Genomic DNA, 16,015 nt, shown 5'->3' on the forward strand with positions numbered 1-16,015 from the left:
CTTTCTTCAACACTTTCAAGCAGTTATCGCTGCGTTGCTGACCGTATTTAGTGGCTAGCCCCTCAAGCGAGATGCGCATTCTACAGAGCCCAGCTGAGGAGTCAACAGACTTTCTGAAGAAATCTTACAACGCTTCGGTTTCCACCTACTCGCATGCTCAAAAGACCAACAGAACGATCAAATAACAGTCGAAATCAGGCCTTTTTCAAGGGCACTAGCGAAGACACTCCAAACCAATACACTCGGACCAACAACAAAAGCATCAACACAACGCCGTAAATCACCATTTCCAACACGTCGCTTCTTGCCTGCCAGAGAAAATGCAGCCACACAAAGATAGACGACAGATAGATAAGGCGATGTAACGGCTTCCAGCCTCGCCCCATTCGCTTCATCATCTTTTGAGTTGAGGTCAGCGCCAATGGCACCAGCAAAATAAATCCCGCGGCACCCATAATGATGTAAGGGCGACGGGTGAAGGTTGCCCACAAATCACCCCAACCTAAAATCAACTGCAAGAAAGCCATCACATGCAACACGGCATAGAAGAAAACAAACAACCCAAGCATTCGCCGGCAACGAATCCATCCAGCCCAACCGGTCAGTTTGCGTAAAGGTGTCATAAACAATGTCGCCAATAACAACTGGAACGCAGCCTTACCCAAGCTTTCCGTGATCGCCTGACCTGGATCAGGGCCTAAATCCCCAACCACAATGCGCTGGATCAAAATAAACAACGGAATCAAAGCCGCAATGAAAAGCCCGACCTTCACCACACGCAGCGTGGCTGCTTTACTCCAATTATCCAACATCAATAGTACTTCGCCAAATCCATACCCTTGTATAGGTGCGCCACTTGCTCACCATAGCCATTGAACTTCTCTGTTTCCCGCCAATTAGGGCTGAAGATACCAGACGGCAGCCTGCGCTCTCGTTTTTGACTCCAGCGTGGATGATCGACTTCCGGATTCACATTGGCGTAAAAACCATATTCGTTCGGAGCGATCATCTCCCAACTGGTTTTTGGCCGCTGTTCCATAAACCGGATCCGTACAATCGACTTAATGCTTTTGAATCCGTATTTCCAAGGCACGACCAAACGAATGGGGGCACCGTTCTGATTCGGCAGCTCACGACCATACAAACCGACGGCCAGGAACGACAACTCATTCATGGCTTCGTCCATCCGCAACCCTTCCCGATAGGGCCAATCGATGGTACTGAACACAGACCGCTGCCCCGGCATTTGCTCCGGACGCTCAAGGGTTTCGAAATAAACGTACTTCGCCTTTGATGTCGGCTCTAACTGCTTCAGCACATCCGCCAAAGGAATACCGACCCACGGAATAACCATCGACCACGCCTCAACACATCGTAGCCGGTATATGCGCTCTTGGTAGCTATGAGGTTTCAACAACTCGTCCAAAGCGTATCGCCCGGCGCGGGCGCACTCGCCTTCAACCTGGATAGTCCATGGGTCAGTCACCAACTGATCAGCATGGCGGGAAGGATCGTCTTTACCCGGCCCAAACTCATAGAAATTGTTGTAACGGATGACGTCTTTGTAGGGCGTAAGATCTTCGTTGGGCGCGTACTGATTCGCTTTCTTATAATCCAAAGCGGCCAGCTTGTCCTTTGAATTGGCCAACACAAGCCCGGGTGCAGCCAAAGCAGCGGCTGATACCGCAACGCCCGACATAAACATACGGCGGTTCAGGTAGACAGACTCAGGGGTGACTTCGGATTCTGAAATAGCCCAGGACGGGCGTTTCTTGAAATGCATTTGCAGGCTCCAGATGTCGTGGTTCTATCAGTAGACCACACTTCTCCGGAGAAATTCCCGCCCAATGACAATGGGCGGGAATGATTTAACAATTATGCGCGCTTGCCTTTGCGGCGGAACAACGCTCTTACTGGCCCGGAGGCCGCGTAAATCAAAAATGCGGAGAACAACACTGTCGCCGGATCCAGCGCAATCACCACAAAGATGAGCACGACCAAAAGAATCGCAGCAAAAGGCACCCTGCCCCGTAAATCCAGATCTTTAAAGCTGCGGTACAGAATATTACTGACCATCAGCACACCGGTTCCGCCCACAACGATCATGGTCAGTGCGGTCAACCAAACAGCTGGTTCAAACGTATGGAAACTCCACACCAGGCCCGCCACACAGGCAGCAGCAGCGGGACTCGCCAAGCCAACAAAGTACTTCTTGTCAACTGAGCCAATTTGGGTATTAAAACGCGCCAAACGAAGGGCTGCGCCAGCCACATAGATGAAGGTAACGGCCCATCCCAACTTGCCCATACCATTCAGCAGCCAGAAAAACGCCACCAGCCCCGGAGCGACCCCGAAAGCAACCATATCCGCCAGGCTGTCGTACTCCTCGCCGAATTTGCTCTGGGTATTGGTCATCCGCGCAACCCGACCATCAAGACCGTCAAGAATCATGGAAACGAATATCGCGATGGCGGCATTATCGAACACGCCGTTCGAGGCAGAGACGATTGCGTAAAAGCCCGAGAACAGCGATGCGGTTGTCAGAGCGTTGGGCAGTAAAAAGATGCCTTTGCGGCGGACCTTTGCACCCTCAACCACTTCCTCTTCTACCACCTCTCCCGCTTCAATCTCTGCTTCAGAGGCCAGGTGGGGATCAGTCTTGTTTGTCGATGTATTCTGTTCTGTCATTCCTTCAACTCCGGAAAGCATTTGTGCGGAGTATATACGAAAAACGCGGCCACTAGGGCCGCGCTTTCAAACCGTACCGGAAATTCCGGATCAGTTCTTATCCTTGTCCACGATTTTATTCGCGGAAATCCACGGCATCATGGAACGCAGCTTTTCACCAACCACTTCAATTTCGTGAGCGGCGTTTTCACGACGGCGCGCTGTCATTGACGGGTAGTTCAGAGCGCCCTCAGAAATGAACATCTTGGCGTATTCGCCACTTTGGATGCGCTTCAGAGCATTACGCATCGCTGCGCGGGACTCGTCGTTGATCACCTCTGGGCCAGTTACGTACTCGCCGTACTCAGCGTTGTTAGAGATGGAGTAGTTCATGTTGGCGATGCCGCCTTCGTACATCAGGTCAACAATCAGCTTCAGTTCGTGCAGACACTCGAAGTACGCCATTTCCGGAGCGTAGCCTGCTTCGGTCAGGGTTTCGAAACCGGCTTTAACCAGCTCAACCGCGCCACCACACAGAACAGCCTGCTCACCGAACAGGTCGGTTTCGGTTTCGTCTTTGAACGTGGTTTCGATGATACCGGTACGACCACCGCCTACACCGCTGGCGTAGGACAGAGCAACGTTCTTGGCGTTGCCAGACGCATCCTGGAATACGGCGATCAGATCAGGAATACCGCCACCTTTGGTGAATTCGGTACGTACAGTGTGGCCCGGAGCCTTAGGAGCAACCATGATTACGTCCAGATCTTTACGGGGAACGATCTGGTTGTAGTGGATAGCAAAACCGTGTGCGAAGGCCAGAGTAGCGCCCTGCTTCAGGTTCGGCTCGATTTCGTCGCGGTACAGTTCAGCCTGGAACTCGTCTGGTGTCAGAACCATAACAACGTCGGCAGAAGCAACGGCGGAGGCTACGTCGCTGGTTTTCAGGCCGTAGGCTTCAGCTTTAGCAATAGAAGAAGAACCCGCACGCAGGCCAACGACTACGTCTACGCCAGAATCGTTCAGGTTGCACGCGTGAGCGTGGCCCTGGGATCCGAAACCGAGGATGGCAACTTTCTTGCCTTGGATGATAGAAAGATCACAATCTTTATCGTAATAAACCTGCATTTCAAACCTCAACTTTTATAAGTATTGGCCGCGAGCGGCCAGGGTATTCGAATGTTCTTCCAGCCTATCAGAGGCTGAGTACCTTTTCGCCTCGCGCGATACCGGATACACCGGTACGCACCACTTCCAAGATTCCAGACGTGCCAACTGCCTGAATAAAGCCATCGAGCTTGCTGCTATCGCCCGCCAGCTGAACGGTATAAACCGAGCTGGTGACATCAACAATCTGGCCACGAAAGATATCCACCGTACGCTTGATCTCGGCGCGCTGAGAGCCTGTCGCCTTCAGCTTCACCAACATCATTTCCCGCTCGATGTGGGCACCTTCGGTCAGGTCCACCAGCTTTACCACTTCAATCAGCTTGTTCAGCTGCTTGGTGATTTGCTCGATAACCTTGTCGGAACCGGTCGTGGTGACGGTCAATCGTGACAAAGTAGGATCTTCAGTAGGCGCTACCGTGAGCGTCTCAATGTTGTAGTTGCGCTGGGAAAACAGCCCAACCACTCGAGACAATGCACCCGGCTCGTTCTCCAGCAATACAGAAATGATTCGACGCATGATCACACCCTCTCCGTCTTGCTGAGCCACATATCTTTCATCGAACCACGGGCAACTTGCATCGGGTATACATGCTCAAAACGGTCAACATAAATGTCTACGAACACCAGCTTGTCTTTCATCGCCAGAACTTCTTTCAGCTTGGGCTCAAGATCTTCTTTGCGATCGATGCGAACACCTACATGGCCGTACGCTTCCGCCAGCTTGATGAAATCCGGGAGAGATTCCATATAGGACTGCGAATGGCGCGACTCGTAGTTCATGTCCTGCCACTGCTTCACCATGCCCAGCGCCTGGTTGTTCAGGTTAATGATCTTGACCGGCAAATCGTATTGCTTGCAGGTAGACAGCTCCTGGATGTTCATCTGGATACTGCCTTCGCCGGTGAAGCACAAGACTTCGTCATCCGGGTGGGTCAGCTTGATGCCCATCGCCGCTGGCAAACCAAAGCCCATCGTGCCCAAACCACCGGAGTTAATCCAGCGGTTCGGCTTGTCGAACTTGTAGTACTGCGCGGTAAACATTTGGTGCTGACCAACGTCGGTGGTCACGAACGCATCACCGTTGGTGAGCTTCCAGAGCATCTCAACCACTTCTTGCGGCTTGATCACATCCGGGCTGGTTTCGTAACGCATGCCATGGAAAGCGCGCCATTCGTCGATTTGCTTCCACCAGGCTGCCAAGGCATCGGCGTCTGGTTTTTCTTTGGACTCTTTCACCAAAGCCAGCATTTCTTTGAGCACAGCATCCACCGGGCCAACAATCGGCACATCAACATCAATGGTTTTGGAAATCGATGCGGGATCGATATCAATGTGGATAATGCGCGCACCCGGGCAGAACTTCTCTGTGGCGTTGGTAACCCGGTCATCGAAACGGGCGCCTACGCAGAGAATCAGGTCCGAGTGGTGCATGGCCATGTTGGCTTCATAGGTACCGTGCATACCCAGCCAGCCCAGATGCTGCTTGTCCGTCGCCGGGTAACAGCCAATACCCATCAATGTGTTGGTAATCGGGAAGCCAAGCTTGCGCGTCAGGTCGGTTAACTGGTCGGAAGCCTTGCCAAGAATGACACCACCACCGGCATAGATCACCGGGCGCTTGGCGGCCATCAGCATATCAACGGCTTTCTTGATCTGCCCTGCGTGACCACGAACGGCCGGGTTGTAAGAACGCAATTTGACCTTTTTCGGGTACGAATACTCGAAACGCTCGTTGGGCGCGGTCATGTCCTTGGGAATATCGACGACAACCGGGCCTGGTCGGCCAGTTGAGGCAATGTAATAAGCCTTGCGGATAATTTCCGGGATTTCCTCCGGGTGCCGGACGCTGAGGTTGTGCTTAACCACGGGGCGGGACACACCGATCATATCGGTTTCCTGGAACGCATCCTCACCAATCAAGGTGGATGCAACCTGGCCACAAAGAACCACCATAGGAATGGAATCCATAAAAGCGGTGGCAATGCCAGTAATCGTGTTGGTAGCGCCAGGGCCAGAGGTCACCAGGACGGTACCTGGTTTTCCGGTTGCACGGGCATAGCCGTCGGCCATATGGACCGCTGCCTGCTCATGCCGCACCAGAATGTGTTTGACTTTATCCTGCCTGAACAGCGCATCATAAATATGAAGGGCTGCGCCACCCGGATAGCCGTATACGTGCTCGATACCTTCATCTTGAAGGGACCGGATCAACATATCGGCACCAGACAATAACTCCACGTTTTCTACCCTCTTCTACAAGTGAATGAGCCGGGATTCGCCCCGGTTGCCTGGATCCACGGTTTACCAGCTTCTTGTGAAAGCCGGACCGGCGTACTCCTCCACACCAATTCTTTAGAGGTTGTCTCTGGGCCAGCCGCACTCCTGAGGGTTGCGGAGAACGGCCAGCAACGGGTTGCAACGGTAGCAACAACCATCGCCCGCCTAGTAATGGCGCACTCGGTGTGGTGATTAACGGGGGATACTTATTCGGGATTGCCGAGCCGTATTTACCCCTATCTTCAGGCAGTCGGTAATTCTGACAGCGGGAAACTCGCTGTCAATAGCCGTTGTGGCTTAATTGGCACCATTTTATGCGCTTCTCTGCCATACTGCGAAAATAACCATGCTAGAGTTTTGAACCAGACGAAAGAAAAGTCCTCGCTCTGGTGGCACTATTTACAGGCGATAAACGAACAACGGGCAACGACATGAACCGAAAGATACTGATGTTTTCTATTCTGATGGCCGCGACTCCCGGCCTGGCCGCTGATAGTTCAGTATACAAATGGACAGACGACAACGGCGTAACCCATTTTGGCGACCGGCAACCCACCGGCAAGACAGCCGAACAAGTAAATGTTCGCTCGGGCACCAGCCGAAACTCCGGTTCTGAACGTGCTAGCCCGCAAGAGCGACTAAACCAGTTCGAAGAACAACAGCAAGCATCAGCGGAACGCAAAAAAGAAACCGCCGTTGAAGAAGCCAACCGAAAGCAACGTGAAGCCAACTGCAAAACGGCGAAAGAAAACCTGAAGGTGATTAGCAGCAACGCGCGCATCCGCGTGGAAGAGAACGGAGAACAGCGTTACCTGAGCCCCGAAGAAATCGACGAGCAACGGAAAAAGTTTGAAGCGTTTGCCGAAGAGAACTGCGGCCCGGCGTAAGGCGATAACACCGAACCACCACGGCGCCCTGAGCACATAAAAGCCAGAGAACGTTTATTCTCTGGCTTTTTATTTCAGTAGCTTTCGCGTTTACCTTATTCCTTAGTAAACGTCAGCTCACTGCCATCTACCCTTGCCTTGACGGTATCACCCGACACAAACTCTCCCTGCAAAAGCTTCTGCGCCAGCGGGTTTTCTATCAAGCGCTGGATAGCCCGCTTCAACGGCCGTGCTCCGTATACCGGATCGTAGCCCACTTCTGCCAGCAGATGCAGAGCATCTTCGCCTAATTCCAGATTCATATCCTGTTCGTTCAGGCGTTTTGCCAGATTCTCGATCTGGATACTGGCAATACCTTGAATTTGGCTTTCGGCCAGCGGATGGAACACCACCACATCGTCCACCCGGTTGATAAACTCCGGACGGAAATGGGTACCCACAACTTCCATAACGGCGGATTTCATCGCCTCGTAATTCTCTTCCCCGGCTTTCTCCTGAATGATGTGAGAACCCAGGTTTGAGGTCATCACCACCACCGTATTGCGGAAGTCCACCGTGCGACCCTGGCTATCCGTCAGGCGGCCATCGTCCAGCACCTGCAGCAGGATGTTGAAGACATCCGGGTGCGCCTTCTCCACCTCATCCAGCAACAGCACGGAGTATGGCCGGCGTCGAACCGCTTCGGTCAGATAACCACCTTCCTCATACCCTACGTAACCCGGGGGTGCACCAATCAGGCGAGCCACGGCGTGCTTTTCCATGAACTCGGACATATCGATGCGCACCATGGCGTCTTCGGTATCAAACAAGAACGCCGCCAACGCTTTACACAGCTCAGTTTTACCGACACCTGTGGGCCCAAGGAACAAGAAGGAACCGTTGGGGCGGTTGGGATCCGACAAGCCAGCGCGAGAACGGCGTACGGCGTTAGAAACCGCCTCCACCGCTTCGTCCTGACCAATCACCCGACCATGCAGCGCCTCTTCCATGCGCATCAACTTATCGCGTTCGCCTTCCATCATCTTGGAGACGGGAATACCGGTCCACTTGGAAACAATCTCGGCAATTTCTTCCTCGGTCACGCGGTTGCGCAGCAGCGTCATCTCCATCATTTCAGCCTGGCTGGCCATATCCAGCTGCCGCTCAAGCTCCGGAATCTTGCCGTACTGCAGCTCCGACATTTTGCCGAGATCGCCACTGCGGCGAGCGTTTTCCAGATCGATTCGCGTCTGCTCCAGCTCGCTTTTGATTTTCTGCGAACCGTGCAATGCGGCCTTTTCCGTGTTCCAGACTTCTTCCAGATCCGCATACTCACGTTCGACATCGCCAATCACTGACGACAACTCATCCAAACGCTTTTTGGATGCTGCATCGGTTTCTTTCTTCAGTGCTTCCCGCTCAATTTTGAGCTGAATCAGGCGTCGCTCGAGACGATCCAGCGCTTCCGGCTTGGAATCCATTTCCATGCGGATCTGACTGGCAGCCTCATCCACCAAATCAATCGCCTTATCTGGCAGCTGGCGATCGGTGATGTACCGATGGGATAGTTTGGCCGCAGCAATGATGGCGCCGTCTGTGACTTCCACACCGTGGTGTACTTCGTAGCGCTCTTTGAGACCACGCAGAATGGCAATGCTGTCTTCTTCCGTCGGCTCACTGACCAGCACTTTCTGGAACCTGCGCTCCAGGGCAGCGTCTTTCTCGATATTTTCCCGATATTCGTTCAGGGTTGTGGCACCCACGCAATGCAGCTCCCCGCGAGCCAACGCAGGCTTCAGCATATTGCCCGCATCCATCGAGCCTTCCGCCTTACCGGCACCCACCATGGTATGAAGCTCGTCGATGAACAGAATGATCTGACCTTCCTGTTTCGACAGTTCGTTCAGAACCGCTTTCAGACGTTCTTCAAATTCTCCGCGAAACTTGGCTCCCGCAATCAGGGCGCCCATATCCAGCGACAACACTTTTTTCTCTTTCAGGCTGTCCGGCACTTCGCCATTCACAATGCGCTGCGCCAAACCTTCGACAATGGCGGTCTTACCGACCCCCGGCTCACCGATCAATACCGGGTTGTTCTTGCGGCGACGCTGCAGCACTTGAATGGTGCGGCGAATCTCATCGTCCCGGCCAATCACCGGGTCCAGCTTGCCAGCAACAGCCTGCTCAGTCAGGTCGATGGTATACTTGGATAATGCCTGTCGGTTTTCTTCCGCACCGGGATCGTTCACAGCTTCACCACCCCTCACCTCATCAATGGCCTTTTCCAAAGCGACTTTGTCTACTCCGTGCTCACGCAAAATACGGCCTAGCGAGCCACGATCTTCAACCGCCGCCAGCAAAATCAGCTCACTGGAAATAAACTGGTCGCCACGCTTCTGGGCCAATTTGTCGGAGATGTTGAACAATCGCCCCATGTCGTTCGACATGGACACGTCCCCGGCGTTACCTTGCACTTCCGGCAGGGTTCCAATTTCATTCGCAACTGCCTGTCGTACCCGATTTGGCTCCACACCCACTTGTTGCAACAGTGGCTTGAGGGAACCACCCTGCTGGTCCAGTAGTGCCAGCATCAAATGCACCGGCTCAATAAAATTGTGGTCTTTTCCGACCGCAATGGACTGAGCGTCTGCAAGAGCGCTCTGCAACTTACTGGTCAACTTATCAATTCTCATAATGTCTTTTCCCCAAATAGCTCTTGCGCGCCGACATTTCCACACTTGGCGAGACACGTGGCATGAACGGCATTCGCGATGTCTTGATAACTAATGTAGGGGCTAGAAGAGGGACTTCAAGGAAGTAACCAGAAATAATGTCAGAAAATTGACGCCCGTCAGTCGAGCCAGATCAGGGTTGCCATGCGGCCGGTTTGGCCGTCTCGGCGGTAGGAGTAAAATCGTTCAGCGTCGTTCACGGTGCACAATCCGCCCCCGAAGACTTCGGACACCCCTGCGCGAGACAACCGCAAGCGGGCCAATTCGTATATGTCTGCGACAAAGTGGCCGGGGCGAGCACTTTGCTCGGAGAAAGCGTACTCGGCTTCGGCCTGCTGCTCGACAAAAGCCGCTCGCACCTCCGGGCCTACTTCAAAGTTCGTTGGCCCGATAGATGGCCCGAACCACGCGATCAGCCTTGAGGGCTCCACCGCCATGGCTCGAATCAGGTTCTCCAACACGCCGCCGCACAGACTGCGCCAACCGGCATGAGCGGCACCAACCACTTCGCCATCACGGTCCGCCAAAATCACGGGCAAGCAATCCGCGGTCAGGATGGCGCAAACCACGCCTTGCTCGCGAGTGAAGCTGGCGTCGGCATCGGGGCAGTCGTTCAGGTTATCGCCCACAAGCTCTACAACGCGAGTGCCGTGCACCTGATTCAGCCAACCAATTTGACCTGCTTCAACACCCATGAGCGCGGCCAAACGCTGGCGATTCTCCGTTACATTGGCCGGGTTATCGCCAACATGGCTGCCAAGATTCAGAGAATGCCAGGGCATCTGGCTAACACCACCCTTACGAGTCGTGCTAAGCGCCTGCACGGCTACAGATGCGGGCCAGTCAGGCCGGAGCAGATCGCTCTCAGAAATCATTTTCTTCCAACTCGCGGGCGTGCTTGCGCAAAGCCGCGATGAGTTGAACCATATCTTCCGGCAACGCGACTTCCCAGCTAAGAGTTTCACCGGTTTCCGGGTGCTCCAGCGTCAACTTGCGCGCGTGCAAAGCTTGGCGATTGAACGCAGCCAGTTCGGCTCGAAGCTCCTCGGTTGTGCCTTTCGGCAGGCGCAGGCGCCCGCCATACACCGGGTCACCCACCAGCGGATGCCGCACATGGGTCATGTGCACACGGATCTGGTGCGTTCGGCCACTTTCCAGTTTACAGCGCACATGGGTATGGGCTGCGAAACGTTCAATCAAACGGTAATGAGTCACGGCCGGCTTACCGGAAGACACCACCGCCATACGCTTGCGATCTTGCGGGTGGCGTCCAATCGGAGCATCTACCGTGGCACCGCCGGTCAGAGAACCCACCACAACGGCTTCGTATTCCCGGCCCATGGTGCGTTCCTGGAGCTGGTTTACCAGTGAGGTGTGAGCAATCAAACTCCGGGCCACCACCATAATGCCCGAGGTGTCCTTATCCAGCCGGTGCACGATGCCGGCGCGAGGCAGGTTTTCCACCTCTGGTGCATAATTCAGCAATGCGTTTACCAAGGTGCCATCGGCATGGCCCGCCGCAGGATGAACCACCAAACCCGCTGGTTTGTTGATCACCAGCAAATGCTCATCTTCGTAGACGATATCGAGCGTGATGGGCTCGGCTTCCCAGGTCACTTTCACTTCAGGCTCTGCATCCAGCTCAATCACATCATTGAGCATCACTTTGTCTCTGGGCTTGCAGGTTTTGCCATTCACGGTCAGTACGCCGCTTTTAATCCACGACTGCAAACGGGAGCGGGAGTGCTCGGGCATCAACTCGGCCGCCGCCTGATCGAGTCGTTTATCGCTCAACCCCGGGGGGATTTTGAACTGCCCGGTGATTCTGTTTTCGGAAGACATCAAGCCTCGCTTCGCCACTATGCTTTCAAATTTGAGGACACCGGCTTTGTACCGATGTTACGTTTCGGTCAGATTAGCCGGAGATACTTGCTTTAGCACTGCACATAGGCAGCCTTCCCCGTTACAATGGCCAATCCAATCATAAGTCTGACCATTATACGGGATTCCGGCATGAGATCAGTTGTCCGTTTACTGCTACTTTCCACCATCATTGCGCTGGCTGCCGGCTGCGCCTCCAATAAAGACGTGGAAGTACTCCCGGAACAAACCTACTACGAGAACGCCCGCAAGGCCATGAACGCCGGCAACTTCAACGAAGCCGAGCAAAACCTGGATGCACTAGAAACTTACTATCCATTCGGTCGTTATGCAGAGCAAGCCCAGCTGGATCTTATTTACGCTCGCTACCAGAACCTCGATCTGGAAGGTGCCCGGGCAGCTGCAGACCGCTTCATGCGCCTGAACCCGCAAAGTGAGCAGCTGGACTACGCCCTCTATATGCGCGGTTTGGCCTCTTACAACCTGGATTTAGGCTTGGCCGCCCGTTACTTCCCGATCGACGCCTCCGCCCGCAACCCCGGTGAGCAGCTGCAGGCTTTCCGCGACTTTTCACGGTTACTGAGCCGGTTCCCGGATAGCCAGTACGCGCCGGATGCGCGCCAGCGGATGATTTCGATCCGTAACCGCATGGCCGAACTGGAAATACACGCTGCACGCTACTACATCAAGCGGGAAGCCTATGTGGCAGCCAATAACCGCGCTCGCTACGTCGTCGAGAACTACCCGTCTTCGCCGGCCGTTGAGGATGCCTTGGTGATTCTGGCCGATACATTCCTGTTTATGGATCTGAACAAGGCCGCCAACGATGCCATTGCCACATTGCGCAAGAACTTCCCGAACAGCGAAGCCTTCGACGAGGACGGTCAATTCCAGGCGAACCAGTTCGAGCGGCAAAACCGCTCGCTGCTAAACGTTGTCACCTTCGGATTACTGGGCGACGAGTAAGGCGATACGCCTTACTTGCCTATCTTCCAGCCGTTGGTAATCGGATACCGGCGGTCTTTACCGAAGCCCCGCTCAGTGATACGCACACCAATCGGCGCCTGCCGGCGTTTGTATTCGTTGACATCCACCAAGCGAATCACCCTCTCGACGTCGGCACGCTCATACCCCTCCGCCACAATGGCCTCAGCGCTGTAATCCCGCTCAACGTATAGATTCAGGATGGCATCAAGAGTGTCGTAACCGGGCAGGCTGTCTTCGTCTTTTTGATCCGGCGCCAGCTCAGCCGAGGGCGGCCGAGTAATTACTCGCTCCGGAATCACCGGCGATAGGCTGTTTCGGTAACGTGATAAACGAAACACCAGGGTTTTGGGCACGTCTTTCAGCACATCAAAACCGCCAGCCATATCGCCGTACAGGGTGGAATACCCCACGGCCAGCTCGCTCTTGTTGCCGGTGGTTAATACCAGCGAACCAAATTTGTTGGACAACGACATCAACAACACGCCGCGCAAGCGAGCCTGCAGGTTTTCCTCTGTAGTATCCGGCTGGGTACCTTCAAACGGTGCTGCCAGAGTTTGCATGAACACGTCGTACATCGGCTCAATAGAGAACACGTCATACTGAACCCCCATAGCGGTCGCCTGAGCTTCTGCGTCTTCCAGGCTGGCACTGGAGGTGTAGCGGAACGGCATCATCACCGCCCTGACCCGCTCCTTTCCAAGCGCATCCGCCGCAACCGCCAAGGTCAAGGCCGAGTCGATGCCTCCAGACAAACCCAGCACAACCGATTTAAAGCCGTTTTTATTGACGTAATCCCGAACGCCGGTCACCAGAGCGTTATACACATTAGCTTCGAGAGACGGCTCAGGACAAAGCAGCTGAGACACCGGCTGACAATGGTGTTCGCACAAAAACTCAACCGGGAACAAACCTTCTTTAAATTGCGGCACTTCGACGGCTACCGTTCCCGAGTGGTCTACCACCATTGAACCGCCGTCGAACACCAACTCGTCTTGCCCGCCCATCAAATTGACATAAACAATACTGACGTTGTTGTTGGCGGCTTTGCGCTCCAGAAGGGCTTTTCGCCGAGCCTGTTTGTCGATGTCATACGGTGAGGCGTTCAGATTTAAAATCAGCTGGGCGCCTGCAGCGGCTGCGTCTTCGACCGGACCATCAGCCCAGATATCCTCGCACACGGTAATGCCGACCGGCACCCCTTTGATCTCCAGCACTTTGGCATTCCGGCCTTCGGCAAAATAGCGCTTCTCATCGAACACCTGATAATTAGGCGGGCATCGTTTGAAGTACTGCCCGGCCAAGTCGCCATTTTCAATCACCAGCGCCGCGTTGTAGAGCAAACCACCCGAACGCACCGGCGCCCCGATGACAATGGCCGGCTCCAGCTTCGCCTGCTTCAGCTGTTCCAGCGCATCCGACACACGAATACCCAAACTTGGCCTAAGCAGCAGATCCTCCGGCGGATAGCCGGTAATACACAGCTCCGGAAAGACCACGATATCGGCCTGGTGCTCCTGCCACGCATCTCTGGCGGCTTGGATAACCCGCTCTGTGTTACCGGGTATATCCCCTACCAAAAAATCCAATTGAGCCATCACCACCCGCAATTTTTTCACGGAATTAGAGGCTTCGGATGCTTTACCGGGTGCCGACATGCAAAAAGGCTCCTGTAACTTGTTGCCGTTAAAAGGCTATTATAACCACGCACCGACGAGGAATTCTCCTGACTGACAACAGATAACTTCCGATATGGCTTCAGACTCCCCTACAAGCGCTGCACGCTCGCCCTTCGGGCCTCACGCAAAATTCCAGCAAGCCAGATTATTTCGGATCTATAACCACTATCGGCTGGTTATCAGTGCCTTGCTGGCAGGCCTGATATTTATCGAGCCCTTCATGGCGGAAGCCAAATTTCGCTGGCTCGATACCTACCAAGTCGGTGCGCTGTCGTACTTTGCCGTCAACGGCTTTATTGCTTTGATACTACTTGCCGGCTTTCATCCCCGCCAGCGGCACATTACCCTATCTGTGCTGGCCGACATTCTTATCATTCACGGTTTGTTACTGGCCAGTTCAGGCATCACCAGTGGCTTGGCGAATCTGGTCATTGTCTCCGTAGCCGCGGGCAACATTCTTGCGCCGAACCGTCTCGGTACCTTTTACGCGGCGCTGGCGACCCTCTGTTCACTGGGCATTTCCATCTGGGCCACGCTGACCCTCCATGCCTCTGCTGACGATATCGTGCGGGCCGGCTCTCTGGGCATTTTGTATTTTGCCGCTGCTTTTGTTTTGCAAGGTATCTCAAAACGGGTTATCCGCAGCGAAGCCCTGGCCACCAGTCGCGCCAAAAGCATTGCCGAGCTTGAGCAAATTAACCAGCAGATTATTCAGCGCATGCGTACCGGTATTTTGGTGTTGGATCGATTTGGCCAGATTCGGTTGGCTAACGCCGCCGCCGAAGAAATGCTGTTTGAAGAAGCCGCCACCAACCCCTATGGCATGCGCCAGGCGCGTACGCTGCCGGCGCCATTGAAAGACGGTCTGGACATCTGGTTGCACGACCACCACGCCAAGATTGAGCCGTTCCAGGCCAACCCAACGTCTCCGCTGTTGCAAGCCAACTTTACTCAGCTGGATCAGGACCGCGGCGATCAGATCCTGGTGTTTATCGAAGACATGAGCAAGGTTACCCAACAGGCCCAGCAGATGAAGCTCGCGTCTTTGGGGCGGCTAACCGCAGGTATCGCCCATGAAATCCGCAACCCGCTAGGGGCCATCAGCCATGCCGCGCAACTCATGGAAGAATCACCTCACATAGATCCAGGCGACCAGCAAATGCTCGACATCATTCGGCGCCACTCCAAGCGGGTTAACGGTATTATCGAGAACGTTCTGGATCTGTCGCGACGGCGTATGGCCAACACCGAGCTTGTCGATGTCCAAGCGTGGTTAACGAGCTTTTGCAACGATTTCCAGCAAAGTCAGGCCGGCAGCATTCCCGCGAACATTGAGTTGCTGATTGAAGACGAGGTGCCCGGCGCCCGCTTTGATAAAAGCCAGATTGAACAAGTCATGGTTAACCTGTGCGACAATGGTTTGCGGTACAGCGAACAGAACACCGGTGAAAAAAGGATACAATTGCTGGTTGGCGCAACTCCCGACGGCGAGCGGGCTCGCATTGATATTCGGGATTTTGGAGCCGGCATAGCCCCCGAGTATCGCAACTCGGTCTTCGAACCGTTTTTCACCTTGGATAAGAACGGAACCGGGCTTGGGCTTTACCTTGCGCGAGAACTGTGTGAAGCCAATCAAGCACACCTGTCGCTGGTGGAAGACGAACAGCCGGGGTGCCGCTTTCGCATCACGTTCGCGCATCCCGGGCGGATGATTTAAGCAACAACGACCATCGGGCGTTAGCAATTCAACAGGGAACCG

The 16,015-nt window shown here is 54.3% G+C and carries 13 protein-coding genes; 3 read left to right on the top strand and 10 right to left on the bottom strand.

Features of this window, described 5'->3' with window-relative positions:
* Positions 1 to 194: 194 nt before the first annotated feature.
* From JAO79_RS14020 to JAO79_RS14045, 6 genes are all read right to left on the bottom strand, one after another.
* Positions 195 to 812: a sulfite oxidase heme-binding subunit YedZ gene (locus JAO79_RS14020; RefSeq protein WP_199007888.1), complete on the bottom strand. Its 618-nt coding sequence runs from the start codon at positions 810 to 812 to the stop codon at positions 195 to 197.
* The gene (gene msrP, locus JAO79_RS14025; RefSeq protein WP_199007889.1) at positions 812 to 1,783 is read right to left on the bottom strand and encodes a protein-methionine-sulfoxide reductase catalytic subunit MsrP; all 972 of its coding nucleotides are present in this window, start codon (positions 1,781 to 1,783) and stop codon (positions 812 to 814) included. Before msrP ends, JAO79_RS14020 begins: the two co-directional genes overlap by 1 nt.
* Positions 1,784 to 1,875: 92 nt before the next feature.
* On the bottom strand, positions 1,876 to 2,688 hold the full coding sequence (gene pssA / locus JAO79_RS14030; RefSeq protein ID WP_199007890.1) for a CDP-diacylglycerol--serine O-phosphatidyltransferase: 813 nt from the start codon (positions 2,686 to 2,688) through the stop codon (positions 1,876 to 1,878).
* 90 nt (positions 2,689 to 2,778) lie between these two features.
* Positions 2,779 to 3,795: a ketol-acid reductoisomerase gene (ilvC, locus tag JAO79_RS14035; protein WP_199007891.1), complete on the bottom strand. Its 1,017-nt coding sequence runs from the start codon at positions 3,793 to 3,795 to the stop codon at positions 2,779 to 2,781.
* Between the two features lie 67 nt (positions 3,796 to 3,862).
* Positions 3,863 to 4,354: an acetolactate synthase small subunit gene (ilvN, locus tag JAO79_RS14040; protein ID WP_199007892.1), complete on the bottom strand. Its 492-nt coding sequence runs from the start codon at positions 4,352 to 4,354 to the stop codon at positions 3,863 to 3,865.
* A 2-nt stretch (positions 4,355 to 4,356) separates the two neighbouring features.
* A complete protein-coding gene (locus JAO79_RS14045; protein WP_199007893.1) occupies positions 4,357 to 6,075 on the bottom strand; it encodes an acetolactate synthase 3 large subunit in 1,719 nt (572 codons plus the stop codon).
* A gap of 470 nt (positions 6,076 to 6,545) precedes the next feature.
* On the opposite strand from JAO79_RS14045, the gene JAO79_RS14050 reads away from it, so the two are divergent.
* Positions 6,546 to 7,001, top strand: a complete 456-nt coding sequence (locus JAO79_RS14050; RefSeq protein WP_199007894.1) for a DUF4124 domain-containing protein — start codon at positions 6,546 to 6,548, stop codon at positions 6,999 to 7,001.
* A 95-nt stretch (positions 7,002 to 7,096) separates the two neighbouring features.
* Here the strand turns inward: JAO79_RS14050 and clpB are convergent, their stop codons facing one another.
* The 3 genes from clpB to rluD form a co-directional block, all read right to left on the bottom strand.
* Complete coding sequence (gene clpB / locus JAO79_RS14055; RefSeq protein ID WP_199007895.1) at positions 7,097 to 9,673, bottom strand: ATP-dependent chaperone ClpB; 2,577 nt, start codon at positions 9,671 to 9,673, stop codon at positions 7,097 to 7,099.
* Positions 9,674 to 9,831: 158 nt separating this feature from the next.
* Positions 9,832 to 10,587 carry a peptidoglycan editing factor PgeF gene (pgeF, locus tag JAO79_RS14060; protein ID WP_199007896.1) on the bottom strand — a complete coding sequence of 252 codons (756 nt, stop codon included), beginning with the start codon at positions 10,585 to 10,587 and terminating at the stop codon, positions 9,832 to 9,834.
* Entirely contained in the window at positions 10,577 to 11,554 is a 978-nt protein-coding gene (gene rluD, locus JAO79_RS14065) for a 23S rRNA pseudouridine(1911/1915/1917) synthase RluD (RefSeq protein WP_199007897.1), read from the bottom strand. The genes pgeF and rluD overlap by 11 nt, the downstream gene beginning before the upstream one ends.
* Positions 11,555 to 11,725: 171 nt before the next feature.
* On the opposite strand from rluD, the gene JAO79_RS14070 reads away from it, so the two are divergent.
* The gene (locus JAO79_RS14070; protein WP_199007898.1) at positions 11,726 to 12,559 is read left to right on the top strand and encodes an outer membrane protein assembly factor BamD; all 834 of its coding nucleotides are present in this window, start codon (positions 11,726 to 11,728) and stop codon (positions 12,557 to 12,559) included.
* Between the two features lie 11 nt (positions 12,560 to 12,570).
* Here the strand turns inward: JAO79_RS14070 and JAO79_RS14075 are convergent, their stop codons facing one another.
* A complete protein-coding gene (locus tag JAO79_RS14075) occupies positions 12,571 to 14,235 on the bottom strand; it encodes an NAD+ synthase (protein WP_199007899.1) in 1,665 nt (554 codons plus the stop codon).
* A 94-nt stretch (positions 14,236 to 14,329) separates the two neighbouring features.
* On the opposite strand from JAO79_RS14075, the gene JAO79_RS14080 reads away from it, so the two are divergent.
* Complete coding sequence (locus JAO79_RS14080) at positions 14,330 to 15,973, top strand: sensor histidine kinase (protein ID WP_199007900.1); 1,644 nt, start codon at positions 14,330 to 14,332, stop codon at positions 15,971 to 15,973.
* Positions 15,974 to 16,015 lie beyond the last annotated feature (42 nt).

The sequence above is a fragment of the Marinobacter litoralis genome (genome assembly GCF_016427555.1).
GTDB lineage: Bacteria > Pseudomonadota > Gammaproteobacteria > Pseudomonadales > Oleiphilaceae > Marinobacter > Marinobacter litoralis_A.

Coding starts and splice junctions, on each gene's coding strand:
- pssA (WP_199007890.1), bottom strand. CDS start 2,688: ATGACAGAACAGAATACATCGACAAACAAGACTGATCCCCACCTGGCC.
- msrP (WP_199007889.1), bottom strand. CDS start 1,783: ATGCATTTCAAGAAACGCCCGTCCTGGGCTATTTCAGAATCCGAAGTC.
- JAO79_RS14070 (WP_199007898.1), top strand. CDS start 11,726: ATGAGATCAGTTGTCCGTTTACTGCTACTTTCCACCATCATTGCGCTG.
- clpB (WP_199007895.1), bottom strand. CDS start 9,673: ATGAGAATTGATAAGTTGACCAGTAAGTTGCAGAGCGCTCTTGCAGAC.
- JAO79_RS14080 (WP_199007900.1), top strand. CDS start 14,330: ATGGCTTCAGACTCCCCTACAAGCGCTGCACGCTCGCCCTTCGGGCCT.
- ilvN (WP_199007892.1), bottom strand. CDS start 4,354: ATGCGTCGAATCATTTCTGTATTGCTGGAGAACGAGCCGGGTGCATTG.
- JAO79_RS14050 (WP_199007894.1), top strand. CDS start 6,546: ATGAACCGAAAGATACTGATGTTTTCTATTCTGATGGCCGCGACTCCC.
- JAO79_RS14075 (WP_199007899.1), bottom strand. CDS start 14,235: ATGTCGGCACCCGGTAAAGCATCCGAAGCCTCTAATTCCGTGAAAAAA.
- pgeF (WP_199007896.1), bottom strand. CDS start 10,587: ATGATTTCTGAGAGCGATCTGCTCCGGCCTGACTGGCCCGCATCTGTA.
- rluD (WP_199007897.1), bottom strand. CDS start 11,554: ATGTCTTCCGAAAACAGAATCACCGGGCAGTTCAAAATCCCCCCGGGG.
- ilvC (WP_199007891.1), bottom strand. CDS start 3,795: ATGCAGGTTTATTACGATAAAGATTGTGATCTTTCTATCATCCAAGGC.
- JAO79_RS14020 (WP_199007888.1), bottom strand. CDS start 812: ATGTTGGATAATTGGAGTAAAGCAGCCACGCTGCGTGTGGTGAAGGTC.